Genomic DNA, 14,264 nt, shown 5'->3' with positions numbered 1-14,264 from the left:
TAGACCAATATAGAAAAACAATGGAATAAAATAAAAATATTTTTAGCTTTAGGGCCTATTCACAACTCGCTCTCTTGAAAAATTCATGAATCAAAGTAAAAAAATACTTGAACCATAATTCAATTGTTTTGTTCCTGAAAAAGTTTGGGGTATACTTCTCCAAAATTTGCTTAAGAGATGCGAACATCATGGGTAGCATATTTAATATGTTTGGTCCTTCACCGATAAGGCCAATAGAACAACACATGCGGAAAGTACACCAATGCGCCAAGCAGCTCTACCCATTTTTTGAAGCAGTCCTAAAAAAAGATTGGACAACAGCTGATAAAATAAAAGAAAAAATAATTTCTCTCGAAAAAGAAGCTGACTTAATTAAAAGAGATTTACGTCTCCACTTACCGACTGGGCTGTTCCTCCCTGTTTCGCGTACTGATCTTCTTGAGCTACTTAGCGCCCAGGATTTCATTGCGAATAAAGCGGAAGATATTGCAACACTGATTGTCAGTCGGCAAATGCTTATTCCAGAGACACTCATTCCTATTTTTATGCCTTTTTTAAGCCGTTGCCTGGATGCATCAAAACAGGCATGTAAAGCAATCAATGAATTAGATGAATTGTTGGAAACAGGTTTCAGGGGCTCAGAAGTTAAGATTGTAGAAGAAATGATCTTAACGCTTTATGAGATTGAACATGACAGCGATGAACGTCTAGCAGATATTAGGCATCGTATTTTTGAAATCGAAAAAGAATTATCTGCAATTGATGCAATTTTCCTCTATAAACTGGTCCAATGGATTGATGATTTAGCCGATGGTGCCCAACATGTGGGTAGTCGCCTTCAAATTCTAATAGCTCGGTAGTCAAATTCTATGGATTATTCAATTATATATCTTGTTATAGCGGTCATTTTGTGTTTTTTGATGACTTGGGGTGTTGGCGCTAATGATTTGGCCAACGTCATGAGCACGACTATGGGCTCAAAAGCAGTTACAGTGAAACAAGCGATGCTGATCGCCATAATTTTTGAATTCGCCGGCGCATTTTTAGGAGGGACAGGCGTTACCGAAACAATGCGTGATGGGATTATTAATTCCAGTCAACTCTCAGGGCAACCATTGATCCTTATTGAGGGGATGTTGGGGGTTTTATTGGCATGCACTATATGGATGAATCTTGCGAGTTATCTTGGGGTCCCTGTATCTATTACCAATGCATTGGTAGGTTCCATGGTCGGTTTTGGCACCATAGTATTAGGACCCCAAGCAATTCATTGGAATCAAGTAAGTCGCATCGCCATAAGCTGGATCACTTCTCCCATGATTTCAGGAATCACCGCTTTTATATTATTTACCAGCATTCAACAAACTATTTTTGTCAAAAGTAACCCTTTAACTAAGGCAAAATTATATATTCCCATTTATCTTTTTCTTATCGGCTCCATTTTATCATTTATCACGGTATTTAAGGGACTCAATCATTTCCATATTCACCTGAATTTTAAACAAAATCTAGCAGTAACCTTAGCAACCAGCATCATTATTACGATTATAGGGATGATCTTTATTAAACGTATTCCCGAACATCACAGAATAAGACGTAGAGAACGTTTCATCCAAGTTGAAAAGTATTTTGCTGTCCTTATGGCAATGACTGCATGTGCAATGGCTTTCGCACATGGTTCCAACGATGTAGCCTTAGCCGTAGGCCCCCTCTCAATCATCCATAGTTTGGTTATGGATTCACATCAAACTTTTAATGCCAATAATTATCCAGCATGGATTATATTGTTAGGTGTCGTTGGTGTGGTTACTGGCCTGCTGATGTATGGAAGAAAAGTAATTGAAACCGTAGGTAGTGCCATCACGGCGCTTACACCCAGCCGTGCCTTTGCAGCAACTCTTTCAGCGGCAACAACCGTTGTCGTTGCCACAAGCACAGGCATTCCCGTTTCCGCAACCCAGACATTAGTGGGGGCCGTTCTTGGGGTTGGCCTGGCACGAGGTATTGGAGCCTTAAATCTGATTGTAATTCGCAACATCTTCATGTCATGGGTTCTGACTTTGCCTGCGGCGTCTATTTTAACGATATTAGCCTATAAATTATTGCATTTTTTCTTGGGTTAAAATCTCATTTATTCCCTCATAAGAACCCTCATCCTAAGGAGTTTACGATGATGGCTCTCCTGGAATGAGCATCCTATTGATGCTCTTTCCACACAATTAAGATTTCTCACTACGTACGGAATGTGTCACGGCGAGCAATGGCGTCGCTTTAAGAATTTTGCGCCAAGAGGTGTTGACGCTAAACGGAGCATTGTAGCCCGGATTAAACGAGTCGTATCCGGGACTGAGGATACATCCCTATTATGGGACAGTATGGCTAAATGATAAGCTTAAAACTCTTCCCAAATTTCACCTTTTTCATTCTTATAATCTTTATTATCACGCATCAGAGAAATACGTTTGTGCTTATTAATTTCTTTGATTTGTGATGCGGACTTATCATGAGTTGCATCAAATTCAAATAAAAATTTGTCATAAGGACTTACATATGCTTTATCGATATCGTTTGAGTTCATAACTAATCCAAAATAACTTTAATTTAAACCAACTATTTTATAGCTTTTTCATCTAAGTTACCATTATTCTTACTTTAAAAGAATTAGAGGCGAAATATGAGTGTAAAAAAAGCAGAGTTACATGTTCACTTGGAAGGATCCATCACTCCTGAATTAGCAGCAAAGCTGGCTGCACGCAATAAATTAATACTCCCCCAAGGTCTAGTCGCTCCTGACGGGAAAAGCTATTTATCCAAAGATTTTCTCGATTTTTTAAAAGTATATGATACGCTTGCATCCGTCATTCGATATCCTCAGGATTATTATGATATTACTTTAGATTACTTACGTGCTCGTGCTCAAGAAGATGCAATCTATGTAGAGATGATGTATTCTCCTGATCATGCTGAACTCGCCAGTAAAATCCCTTCCGCAGAACATTTAGCAGCGATTCAACAAGCAATTGATGATGCTAAAGAACAATTCAATATAATAGGACGGATTTTAATTACTGCTGTTCGACATTTTGGTGTTGATGCAGTAGAACGAGTTGCCAAACAAGCCCATAAAGATAAATTTCCCTGTGTCACAGGATTTGGTTTAGGTGGTGATGAAGCAAAGTTCCCTCCTAAATTATTTAGTAAGGCATACCATATTGCTGCTGATGCCGGTTTACAATGTACAGTCCATGCAGGTGAATTTGCTCCTGCAAGCGGGATGGTCGAAGCGATGGAAAATCTACCGATAAAACGCATAGGGCATGGTGTCAATTCAATTTATTCACCAGAAACCATGGCTATGGTAAAAGATAGGGATATTACTCTGGAAGTTTGTCCTACAAGTAATATCTTTTTGGGATTGTTCAAGAATATGAACGAACATCCTTTTCCTAAGTTTTATGACGCAGGGATAAAAATCAGCATCAGTTCAGATGATCCACCCTTTATGAGCACTACATTAGGTCAGGAGTACCAACGAGTACAAAACGCTTACGGCTATAGTGATGAGATAATGAATTCTATTACTCGTATGGCGATAGACGCTGCTTTTGTTGATGAGCAAACTAAAGCAGAGCTTTTGGCGAAAATTTAATAATCAACCTTAAAGTGAGGTAGCCTGGTAGCGTCAAAACTGCCAGGTCCTCATCACTCATTAAAACTTTTTTAAATTTCTGTATAGACTAAAATAAATAATAAATAGATAAGGAAATCTCATGCCTATTATATTATTTTTAGTGTGCTCTTTATGCTCTTTTCATCTGTTTGCTCAATCAATTCTCATTGGTACATCAGACTATGGCCCCCCTTTTCAAATCGCGGTAAAAGATAAAGCTCATTTTTATGGCTTTGAAATTGATCTGATGAGGGAAATATGCCAACGAGCACAACTTGACTGTCATTTCAAAATTTTTACCTTCAATAATTTATTCAATGAAATGCGCGACAACCAGATTGACTTAGCCGTAGGAACAATCGCGATTACCCCAGATCGACAAAAAGCTTTTCTTTTCAGTCTCCCTTATCTTATAGGTGGAGGACAATATGCAACGAAAGGCTCAAGTCCAATTAAAACGATTAGAGATATTCAGGGAAAAACCGTCGGCATAGAAAAGGGAACCATTTTTAAAGCCTGGGTTGCCTCCCAATTTGGTGATACCGTTCAAGTAGAGGAATTTGATACTTTGGCAGACGTATTAGAAGCACTGGATGACAATCATGTCGATGCCGTTTTGCTTGATAGTGGTGCAGTTGAATATTGGACTGCTAATAGCAGTGGCCTTTTGAAATCAGTTGGCGAGCCAATGGGGGCCGGGTATGGTATTATGGCTAATAAAAATAATGATGTGCTTATTGCTACTATTAACAAATATCTTCTTGAATTAGAAAATGATGGAACCTATTTAAAAATATACCGGCGTTATTTTTAAATAAATTTAAATAGTCTGAAATCAATAAACCTCTAATTAAGACTAATCATTTCGATGCATCTCACCCAGAAGTTGCTCGATATAACGTCTGCAAGTCAATGGGTTATGTAAAAAATTAATGATGCGGCGCGTACCACCAGTACCTGTAATACAAACCATACCATAACTTAAAATGCTGCCCAAGATTGATTGGCGGATGTCTATTGCTTCAATTTTGCTTAATGGGATATCGATCGTTTGCCTTACAATAACTCCAGTGCGAATAATCACTTGATTTCGCTTGATGGTAATGGAAGAAAAATAATAGGTCATCCATGTCATCCCAACCCATAATAAGGCTAAAGCAGCCAAACCATATCCAAGCTTACGAATGAAATCTACCTCTACATAATAAACAATTGCCAGAGCAGCACATAAACATAGAAATGGGTAAAAAAATATTATCCAATGCATTCGGGTAAAAAAAATAACATTATTATCGTATGGCTTCTCGAACATTGATTCACCTATAATACTGAATGGTCTACTAAAAAATTATAATATTGTATTTAACTCAAATTTGCTATTCTATACTTTGCTCGAAGTATATACTAACGTTTACTCCATATTTTTCATAAAAATAAAAAATGCGCTCCATCAACCGTTGCCTTAACAAACAACTTGCCGACATATGCCAACGCTCTGTTCAATTAGAAGAACTTTCCGATAAAGTCAAGCAAATGCTTCCTGTTGACTTAGCAAATGCATGCCATGTTGGGAGTTTTAATAAAGGTTGTTTGCTATTAACAACTACTGATGCGGCCTGGGCATCACAATTACGTTACGCTATTCCTGAATTGCGTGATAAATTACGCACCGAAGGAGGCATGTATCAACTTTCTTCGATTAAAATAGCTGTTATTGAATCAATCACTCAATATGAAAAATCAACACCCACTTCAAAACATGTATTATCTGAGAAAGCGAAAGAAATTATTATTAGTGAAAGCCAACAGTGTAATTATGAACCTTTGCAAAAAGCTTTATTGCATTTAGCGGATAGTGAATAATAAGCCTGGGTGCAACAAGGCGAACCCCAGGGTTAATGAAGGTCAAAGTGTTCTCGGCCTCCGCTTCGTTGACCAAAGGCTCTAAAAATCTAAGGGGTTGTTTCCATGAGCGCTGTTGCAAAACGCCGGGCTACCCACTCTGAACCAAGGTATGTAAAGCAGTCGTGTAAATAATCAGTTAACTCTTCTTCTTCCATCATGTGTTCTTGACCAGGAGGTTCTACATCATGGTGAAAATAAGTTCCAAAATAGCGCAGAGAAAAATCAGCATAATCTCGTGTATGAAGAATGAATGCATGCCATACTTCATCAAGAATAAGTAATGGGCCAAAAAGATAGGTTTTCTTGTCTTGTTTTGCTCTTTGCGCATTCAACCACATCCACGCGATTAAGTCGTTAAATAAGACCTTACCTTCTTGCTCAGAAAACTCAGGATGATGATGGCAAAAATAATCTACTACTACCTGATTTTTATACTCAAGCAGATTCGATAAATCAACAAGGCTCATCCACAACACGCTTTCTTAGTACTTGGTTTTTGTGTTACATAACGCACAATGCGACAGATCATTTCTTCTTGAGTCATCATTATCTCCACAATTAGTTACAAATAAAAACGGTGCAGACAGTCTAACCAATGTTCATAATGGAAGCAATTTAATTATTTTTTTCTTACTTGTTGCAAATTCCTAAGCTCAATTAAATCATCAGTTTACACTCATCCTGAAAACTCAGGATGAGCGATATTAAGATTTACCAAATCACACAACGATTTTTATTTACCATTGGACTATCATTGGGGATATGAAAGGCTTCCTGAAATTGAGGCATATTAGCCAAGCTTCCATTTACTCTATATTTTGCGGGTGGATGAGGATCCGTAGTTACTTGATTACGTAGTTGTTGGGAACGAATATTCATGGCCCATACATGTGCTGTTGCGATGAAAAACTGTTGATCTGGTGTCAGACCATCAATCGTAGGCGCATTTTTATAATCTTTTGAATGCTTAAAAGCTCTATAGGCTAGTGTAATACCTCCTAAATCAGCAGTAGCCTCTCCTACAACCAGTTTTCCTTGTACATGCAAATTGTCATCCACAACATATTGTGAAAATTGATTTACAATGCATTGGGTTGCCTTTTTGAATTTTTCTAAATCACTCGGAGTCCACCAATTTTTTAAATTACCATGACCATCAAATTGTGCCCCTTGATCGTCAAAACCATGGGTCATTTCATGTCCCATGACAAAACCAATTGCTCCATAATTTATTGCTGCAGGTGCTTTAGGATCAAAAAATGGCGACTGGAGAATTCCTGCCGGAATATTTAAATTATTCATTGAAGGGTCATAATATGCATTAATAGTTTGTGGTGTCATTACCCACTCTGTTCTATCTATAGGTTTACCAATTTTATTGAGATCACGCTGAGTTAAAAACTCATTGGCTTTAATAACATTCAATACATATGGGCCTCTGTTTACTTCCAATTTGGAATAGTCCCACCATTTAGTAGGATAGCCAACACGCTCTTCCATCAGATTGAGTTTTTTCAATGCAGCTTTTCGAGTAGCGGGGGTCATCCAAGATAAGGTACTTATATCTTCACGTAAAACCTCGCGAATATTTTTGAGTATATCTAAAGCTTGTTTCTTGTCTTCCGGAGAAAAATACCGAGCGACATACATTTTACCTATAGCAAAACCTAATGCACTATTTTCTGTACTAACAACTCTTTTCCATCGAGGCAATATTTTCTCAGCACCTGTCAAAACAGCGACCATTTTAAAATTTTGATCGACAAAAGGCTTTGATAAGTAGGCAGCAAATGCATCAATTAAATGCCAACGAAGATAAATTTTCCAATCATCCAGAGAAACCGTTTTCAATTGGGTATTCATATCTTTAAAAAATTCTGGCATTGCTAGATTAATACTTTTAATCTGAGCTTGGCCCATTGTTGAAAAATAAGCGGGCCATGAAAAATCGGGGGTTATTTTGTTGAGTTGTGCTCTATCCATAATATGATAAACCGCATGGGGATCACGTTGATCGACTTGCGACATAGAAACCTTTGCCATTTGCGTTTCTAATTTCATCACTGTATTGGCTTCCATTGCTGCTTTATCAGGAGCATCACCCAATAATTCAAACATCTTGGCAATGTGGTTGACATAAGCTTCACGAATGAGTTTAAACTTAGCATCTTCTTTTAAATAATAATCACGATCAGGCAAGCCTAGCCCGCCTTGTGTAGCAGCCCCAATCATCTTTTCACTGTTTTTAAAATCTTGCATGCTTCCAAAATTGAAAAACACATCGACACCAATTTGATGCAAGTGGGCTATTTCATTCTGCAGATCGGTTAAACTGTTTAATTGGTTAATGCGATCAAACTCCGGCTGGAGGGGTTTAATACCCAATTGATTAATACTCTGTTCATCCATCCCACTGTAATAAAAATCACCGACTTTTTGTTCTATGCTGCCAGGTTTAGCTTTGGTATTTTCTGAGGCTTTAATTAACATTTGATGAATGATATTTTGGACTCGTTCACTGATGATGTTAAAGCTTCCCCAACTTGAATAGTCAGGTGGAATTGGATTGTTTTTTTGCCAGTTACCATCAGCATAAGAATAAAAATTCTGTGCTGGTGAAATATTAGTATCCAACCAATTTATATGAAGTGCTTCTTCAGCCGTAGTTTTTTGTGGTTCTGTGCCTACAGGATATATTGATGAACTGCACAACAAAGCAAAAGTAAAAAGGCCCATATTAAGTTTCATGCCGCAACGCTCCTTTGCCAATCTTTATGTTAATTCATTAAGAATGAGAATAAAATGTAGCACAGATGAAGGCAAAATCATAACTAGGAAGAGGAGTCGCACGATATAATCATGTGTCTTTATGTGGCTTTGTTTTCTGCGAAAGCAAGCGTCATGTTAATGTTTACTCGAACGGTTGGATTTGAGTGCAGATGATGCCAAATATAGCTTCTCTGATAAGGGGCTGAGCCCTTGCTGTTTCACCTGGGTTTCGATTGGGTCTCCACCCAGGCTACATTGTTAGGCTTCGACAGGAAAGAATTCAGTATGCATTTTAGGAAGATATTCTTCCGTATCAAAATAGGTATATTCCCAGGCGTCTTGTCTTACCATTAATTCACGTAATAGTCTGTTATTTAATTCATGGCCTGATTTGTAGCCCTCAAACGCACCAATCAAACTTGAACCCAACAGGTACAAGTCACCGATTGCATCCAATACCTTATGAGAAACAAATTCCGATTCAAAGCGAAGTCCATCATCATTGAGAACACGATAGTCATCAACAACAACGGCATTATCTAAACTTCCGCCTTTAGCTAAATCGCATTCCCTTAATTTCTCATAATCGGAAAGGAATCCAAATGTACGTGCTCGGCATACCTCTTTCACATAAGAGGTTGTAGAAAAATCAAAACTTACTGTTTGTGGCTTATCATTAAAAGCCGGATGATCAAAATCAATAGTGAAGGAAATCTTATAGCCATTATACGGATAAAACTGGACGAATTTCCCATTGTCTTCGACGCGAATAGGCTTAAGAATACGTATGTATTTTTTAGGTGCATTTTGTTCACGTATCCCTGCTGATTGAATCAGGAAAACAAAAGGGGCAGCACTACCATCCATGATAGGTAATTCAGGAGCATTGACATCAATATAAGCATTGTCGATTCCCAAACCAGCTAAAGCGGAAAGTAAATGTTCCACAGTTGCAATTTTAACTGGTCCTTGATGTAGGGTGGTACATAACATCGTATCACCAACATTCTCATAAGATGCTAATATTTCCACTACAGGTGAAAGATCTACGCGTCTAAAAACTATGCCTGTATTTACAGGAGCAGGTCTTAAGGTTAAAAGCACTTTTTCACCGGAATGCAATCCTACCCCAGTTGCCTGGATCACCTTTTTAGGAGTTCTTTGATTTGTCATTCAGTGCTCACCTTGTTCCTCATAATATCATTCTTTTTAATTTTTTATTCTGCACGCAAAACTTCGTGATCCTATCAATATTTTAATATTTAGTCTAATTATTTTTGTATTAAAGACTTTAAACTCCCTTCATCGGCACTGCGCCAGATGAAGGGTTAAATTGTTTATGCCTCTTCTTGCCGACGTAAAAACGCAGGAATATCAAGATAATCCACATCGGGAACACTATCACCTTGTTGTTTTACCCCAGGAGACATACTTGATTGGGCTTTACGCACAACCGCTGGTCTATCTAGTTGCTGATAGTCCAAAGAACCATCACTACGTGTTGTTTCGATTAAACGTGCACGATGAGATTGTTGTGGCTGCATTTGCTGATGACGCTGTCTTGCATCCCCCAAACCAGTCACAATCACGGTAACACGCATTTCATCGGTCATTTCAGGATCGATTACTGTTCCAACTACTACAGTGGCATCATCAGAAATAAACTCTTTGACTACATCTCCAACTTCCTCAAATTCACCGATTGACATATCCAAGCCAGCAGTAATATTCACTAGGATTCCACGCGCACCAGAAAAATTCACATCTTCTAATAAAGGAGAAGCAATTGCGGCCTCAGCAGCTTGACGTGCTCTTTGTTCACCTACAGCGCTTCCGGTACCCATCATAGCCATACCCATTTCTGACATCACGGTACGTACGTCAGCAAAATCCACATTGATCAAACCTGGACGAGTAATTAAATCAGAAATACCTTTTACCGCGCCAAGTAAAACATTATTTGCCGCTTTAAATGCGTTGAGTAAACTAATGTTCTTACCTAAGACACTGAGTAATTTATTGTTAGGAATAGTGATTAATGAATCAACATGTTCAGCTAAGCGACGAATTCCTTCCTCAGCGGCCAATGCTCTTTGTTTGCCTTCAAATGAGAAGGGTTTAGTGACAACAGCTACAGTTAAGATGCCTAATTCTTTGGCAATTTCTGCAAAAACCGGGGCAGCACCGGTTCCGGTTCCACCACCCATCCCTGCGGTAATGAATACCATATCTGCACCACTTAAAATTTCTCGAATATGATCTCTATCTTCTTCTGCTGCTTCGCGACCTATTTGCGGGTTGGCACCAGCACCTAACCCTTTAGTCAGCTCATCACCTAATTGAATGTGTATTTTTGCATTTGAGCCTCTCAATGCTTGAGCATCGGTATTAGCACAAATAAACTCTACTCCATCAATATTTTCTGCAACCATATGTTCAACAGCATTACCCCCACCGCCGCCAACACCAACGACCTTAATTACTGCATTATTACCATGCTGTTGGCCTTCCATTAATTCAAACATAACCCTGCTCCCCTCACATGTTTATTCTTTTGTAACTAATCACCTGGTTTTAAATAGGGTGAATGGTTACTATTCTTTTACAAAAAACCGGCAGTACAACCTTAAATAATCAATTACCGGTTTTCGTTTTAAACGTTATTTGTAACCTAAAAATTACCCTGGAACCATTCTTTCATACGTGCCCACAAACTTTGGGTGTTATCATTCATTTTAGGTACATTGTAGTTTGACTCATATTGTTGTTGGTAACCTCGCAGCAACAAACCTACTCCTGTAGCAAATGAAGGATTTTCAGTGGCTTCAGCCAATCCAGAAACATAATGAGCACACCCTTTTCTTACTGGCATCTCAAAACAAAGTTCTGCAAGCTCGATACCGCCTTTAACATTGGAAGCACCACCAGTTAAAACAATGCCAGCAGCCATTCTGTCTTCAAAACCACTACGTCGCAATTCATTACGGACTAAGGTAAATAGTTCTTCATACCGTGCCGCAACCACATCGGATAAAGCTTTAGCTGATATTTTTCTTCCAGGTCTGTCATTAACACTGGCAACTTCCAACATATGATCTGGATTAGCTAACTCTGTTAATGCACATGCGTGATTCAATTTAATCGATTCAGCTGCTTTTGTAGGCGTGCGCAGAGCCATAGCGATGTCATTAGTCACTTGATCCCCTGCGATAGGAATGACGGCTGTATGTTGAATTGCTCCTTCGCAAAATACTGCAATATCCGTTGTACCACCACCAATATCAATCAGGCAAACGCCCAAATCTTTTTCATCTTCAGTTAAAACTGCATGACTGGAAGCCAATTGTTCAAGAATAATATCATTCACCTCTAAACCACAGCGACGCACACATTTCACAATATTTTGTGCAGCACTTACAGAGCCAGTAACAATATGCACACGAGATTCAAGACGTACTCCCGCCATACCGATAGGTTCGCGAATACTGCCTTGATGATCGATAATAAATTCCTGAGGCAAGACATGTAGAATTTTTTGATCCGCAGGTATCGCTACGGCTTTAGCTGCATCAATCACACGTTCGACGTCAGCTTGTGATACTTCTTTATCACGAATAGCAACAATTCCGTGCGAATTTAGGCTGCGAATATGACTACCAGCAATACCTGCATAAACAGTCCTCACCTCACATCCAGCCATAAGTTCCGCTTCTTGAACAGCGCGTTGGATGGAATTTACAGTAGCCTCTATATCAACCACAACCCCACGTTTTAGACCACGCGAAGGATGACGACCTATGCCAATAATTTCTATTGCGCCATCAGATGTCACTTCTCCAATTAATGCAATTATTTTTGAAGTTCCAATGTCCAATCCAGTGATAATATCTTTTTCTATTTTTTTTGCCATTATCGTTCCGTTTGTTGTTTCCACTGCACTGCCATACCACGTGGATAACGCAGGTCCACGCTAGACAATTGCTCAATTTTTTCAGCAAACACTGCAGGGTATGCTTTACAAAAACGCAGCAATCGTTCCTCTAACTCTTTCTTTCCTAAATATATTTTTATATCATTGCTCAAAAGCAATACCCAGGATTGGTTTTCTCGTAAATGCAGTCCAGTGGCGTTTACCCCATACATTGATAATATCTTACTCAATTTTTCGTAAACTTGTAAGACTTCTGTTTGTTGAGATAGAGGTCCTTTTAATTGAGGGATGTTTAAACCCGCTGGAACGGCCCCCTCATTAAATAATCTACCGTCCTCAGTCATTAGTGCATTATCCCAAATTGCAACTGGTTTTTTTTCAACAAGCCTTATTTTCAATGTATCTGGCCAAACACGCTCCACGGTTGCAGTATCTATCCAGTTCATTTGGTTTAACTCTTTCTGTAACCCACTTACTGATATAGTAAAAAAACTAGCGCCTACATATTTTCCTAATACCGCTTCCAGCTCTTTATGGGTTACATGCTCGTAATTTGCAGCTACTTTGATTGTAGTAATTGGAAACCGTTCCGCATCAGATAAATAGTAATAACCCAGTCGAAAAGCTAAGAACACGGCACTTAAACTTAATACCAATAACCAAGAGATATAACGCAAATTTCCAGAGTCAACGTCCCTATTTTTATTCATGGCTCTCACAAATAATTGGTTACTAAATGTTGGCGGCAATGTTGATGTACCATCGCAATACGAATCAATTCATCCAATAATTCAGGATAGGATAAACCACTCGCCTGCCATAGCTTTGGATACATACTAATTGAAGTAAAACCAGGTAAGGTGTTTACTTCGTTAAAATAAATGATCTCGTCCTTGTCATTCACAAAAAAGTCTACGCGTGCCATACCCTTACATTTTAAGCGGATAAAAATATCTGCAGCCGCCTTTTTTAATTGCTCATACAACGTTTGACTCAACGGAGCAGGTATAATCAGATCGGTTTGTCCGCTCTCTAAATATTTCGCTGAATAAGAATAAAAACCATCGGGATGATTAACACGTATTTCCCCAGCAATACTGACCCTTGGTTCTCCCGAAGGGACAACACTCTCCAGAACTGAGAGCTCAATTTCTCGTCCTGGAATAAATGATTCAACTAAAATCTCTTCGTCATAGCGTAAAGCATCATCCACAGCGACGAGCAGTTCAGCCATATTTTTTGCTTTATGGATACCTACACTCGATCCCATAGCACAAGGTTTGACAAATAATGGCCATCCAAACTCTTCTGCAACCTCCTGACAAAAGTGTTGTCTTTCAGATGCTGTGCTGTGCCAAGACAAAAGCTTGTAATTTGCTGACTTTAAACCATTGATACAAACTATGCGTCTTGCCATGTCTTTATCCATTCCAATGGATGAAGAAAGCACATCACAACCGACATAAGCAACACCTGATAATTCAAGCATTCCTTGCAAGCAACCGTCTTCATATAAAGGGCCATGTACTACAGGAAAAACTACATCTGCATCAACAGAAAACCGACCATTGATAAATAAACCTGCTAAAGGGGTGGCATGCTCCGTTACCACTGGAAGTTTTTCTTTATAAGCAAGTAAATCCTGATATTGATGAAGATAAAATAATCCATCTTTATCCATTGCTATAGGAATAATGTTATATTTTCCAGCATCTAAATGTGCAAGAACAGATGCAGCTGAAATCAACGAGATTTCATGCTCTCCAGATTTTCCACCATACAGAAGAACCAGGTTGAGAAGCTTGGACATTAACGGTCTCCGATTATATGAACTTCGCGCAACAACTCAATCGTTGTCTGCTCACGAACTTTAGTTTGTACCAAATGAATCAATGCTGCAATATCAGCTGCAGTTGCTGAACCTTGATGATTGATTATAAAATTTGCATGCTTTTGAGAAACCATCGGACCTCCTACACGCCAGGTAGT

At 38.8% G+C, this 14,264-nt stretch carries 14 protein-coding genes and 1 pseudogene; 5 read left to right on the top strand and 10 right to left on the bottom strand.

Features of this window, described 5'->3' with window-relative positions:
• Positions 1–188 precede the first annotated feature (188 nt).
• Together OQJ26_RS08135 and OQJ26_RS08130 are read left to right on the top strand one after the other, a co-directional pair.
• The gene (locus OQJ26_RS08135) at positions 189–860 is read left to right on the top strand and encodes a TIGR00153 family protein (protein ID WP_265703370.1); all 672 of its coding nucleotides are present in this window, start codon (positions 189–191) and stop codon (positions 858–860) included.
• A gap of 9 nt (positions 861–869) precedes the next feature.
• The gene (locus tag OQJ26_RS08130; protein WP_265703369.1) at positions 870–2,123 is read left to right on the top strand and encodes an inorganic phosphate transporter; all 1,254 of its coding nucleotides are present in this window, start codon (positions 870–872) and stop codon (positions 2,121–2,123) included.
• 269 nt (positions 2,124–2,392) lie between these two features.
• Here the strand turns inward: OQJ26_RS08130 and OQJ26_RS08125 are convergent, their stop codons facing one another.
• Positions 2,393–2,578, bottom strand: a complete 186-nt coding sequence (locus OQJ26_RS08125) for a CBU_0585 family protein (RefSeq protein WP_028380968.1) — start codon at positions 2,576–2,578, stop codon at positions 2,393–2,395.
• 96 nt (positions 2,579–2,674) lie between these two features.
• Here OQJ26_RS08125 and OQJ26_RS08120 point away from each other — a divergent pair, with 96 nt between their 5' ends.
• Both OQJ26_RS08120 and OQJ26_RS08115 read left to right on the top strand, forming a co-directional pair.
• Entirely contained in the window at positions 2,675–3,649 is a 975-nt protein-coding gene (locus OQJ26_RS08120; protein WP_265703368.1) for an adenosine deaminase, read from the top strand.
• Between the two features lie 121 nt (positions 3,650–3,770).
• Positions 3,771–4,484: a transporter substrate-binding domain-containing protein gene (locus OQJ26_RS08115; RefSeq protein ID WP_265703367.1), complete on the top strand. Its 714-nt coding sequence runs from the start codon at positions 3,771–3,773 to the stop codon at positions 4,482–4,484.
• A gap of 42 nt (positions 4,485–4,526) precedes the next feature.
• On the opposite strand, the gene OQJ26_RS08110 is transcribed toward OQJ26_RS08115, so the two are convergent.
• Complete coding sequence (locus OQJ26_RS08110) at positions 4,527–4,982, bottom strand: PH domain-containing protein (RefSeq protein ID WP_265703366.1); 456 nt, start codon at positions 4,980–4,982, stop codon at positions 4,527–4,529.
• 128 nt (positions 4,983–5,110) lie between these two features.
• Here OQJ26_RS08110 and OQJ26_RS08105 point away from each other — a divergent pair, with 128 nt between their 5' ends.
• On the top strand, positions 5,111–5,533 hold the full coding sequence (locus OQJ26_RS08105; RefSeq protein WP_265703365.1) for a DciA family protein: 423 nt from the start codon (positions 5,111–5,113) through the stop codon (positions 5,531–5,533).
• Positions 5,534–5,622: 89 nt separating this feature from the next.
• Here the strand turns inward: OQJ26_RS08105 and OQJ26_RS08100 are convergent, their stop codons facing one another.
• From OQJ26_RS08100 to OQJ26_RS08065, 8 genes and pseudogenes are all read right to left on the bottom strand, one after another.
• Complete coding sequence (locus OQJ26_RS08100) at positions 5,623–6,042, bottom strand: glycine-rich domain-containing protein (RefSeq protein ID WP_265703364.1); 420 nt, start codon at positions 6,040–6,042, stop codon at positions 5,623–5,625.
• 244 nt (positions 6,043–6,286) lie between these two features.
• Positions 6,287–8,323 (bottom strand): M13 family metallopeptidase, encoded by a 2,037-nt coding sequence (locus OQJ26_RS08095; protein ID WP_265703363.1) that lies wholly within the window; start codon positions 8,321–8,323, stop codon positions 6,287–6,289.
• A gap of 279 nt (positions 8,324–8,602) precedes the next feature.
• Positions 8,603–9,517 carry a UDP-3-O-acyl-N-acetylglucosamine deacetylase gene (lpxC, locus tag OQJ26_RS08090; protein ID WP_265703362.1) on the bottom strand — a complete coding sequence of 305 codons (915 nt, stop codon included), beginning with the start codon at positions 9,515–9,517 and terminating at the stop codon, positions 8,603–8,605.
• 164 nt (positions 9,518–9,681) lie between these two features.
• Complete coding sequence (gene ftsZ, locus OQJ26_RS08085; protein WP_265703361.1) at positions 9,682–10,869, bottom strand: cell division protein FtsZ; 1,188 nt, start codon at positions 10,867–10,869, stop codon at positions 9,682–9,684.
• Between the two features lie 146 nt (positions 10,870–11,015).
• Positions 11,016–12,254 (bottom strand): cell division protein FtsA, encoded by a 1,239-nt coding sequence (ftsA, locus tag OQJ26_RS08080; protein ID WP_028380959.1) that lies wholly within the window; start codon positions 12,252–12,254, stop codon positions 11,016–11,018.
• A complete protein-coding gene (locus OQJ26_RS08075) occupies positions 12,254–12,985 on the bottom strand; it encodes a cell division protein FtsQ/DivIB (protein ID WP_265703360.1) in 732 nt (243 codons plus the stop codon). The genes ftsA and OQJ26_RS08075 overlap by 1 nt, the downstream gene beginning before the upstream one ends.
• Before the next feature lie 5 nt (positions 12,986–12,990).
• A complete protein-coding gene (locus OQJ26_RS08070) occupies positions 12,991–14,085 on the bottom strand; it encodes a D-alanine--D-alanine ligase family protein (RefSeq protein ID WP_265703359.1) in 1,095 nt (364 codons plus the stop codon).
• Positions 14,085–14,252 (bottom strand): annotated as a pseudogene (locus tag OQJ26_RS08065) (UDP-N-acetylmuramate dehydrogenase); the annotation flags it as partial. The pseudogene OQJ26_RS08065 and the gene OQJ26_RS08070, both read right to left, overlap by 1 nt.
• Positions 14,253–14,264: the final 12 nt, after the last annotated feature.

The organism is Legionella sheltonii, from assembly GCF_026191355.1.
Lineage (GTDB): Bacteria > Pseudomonadota > Gammaproteobacteria > Legionellales > Legionellaceae > Legionella > Legionella sheltonii.
Note: the sequence above shows the minus strand (reverse complement) of the source record. Positions and strands in the feature narration are given on the sequence as shown.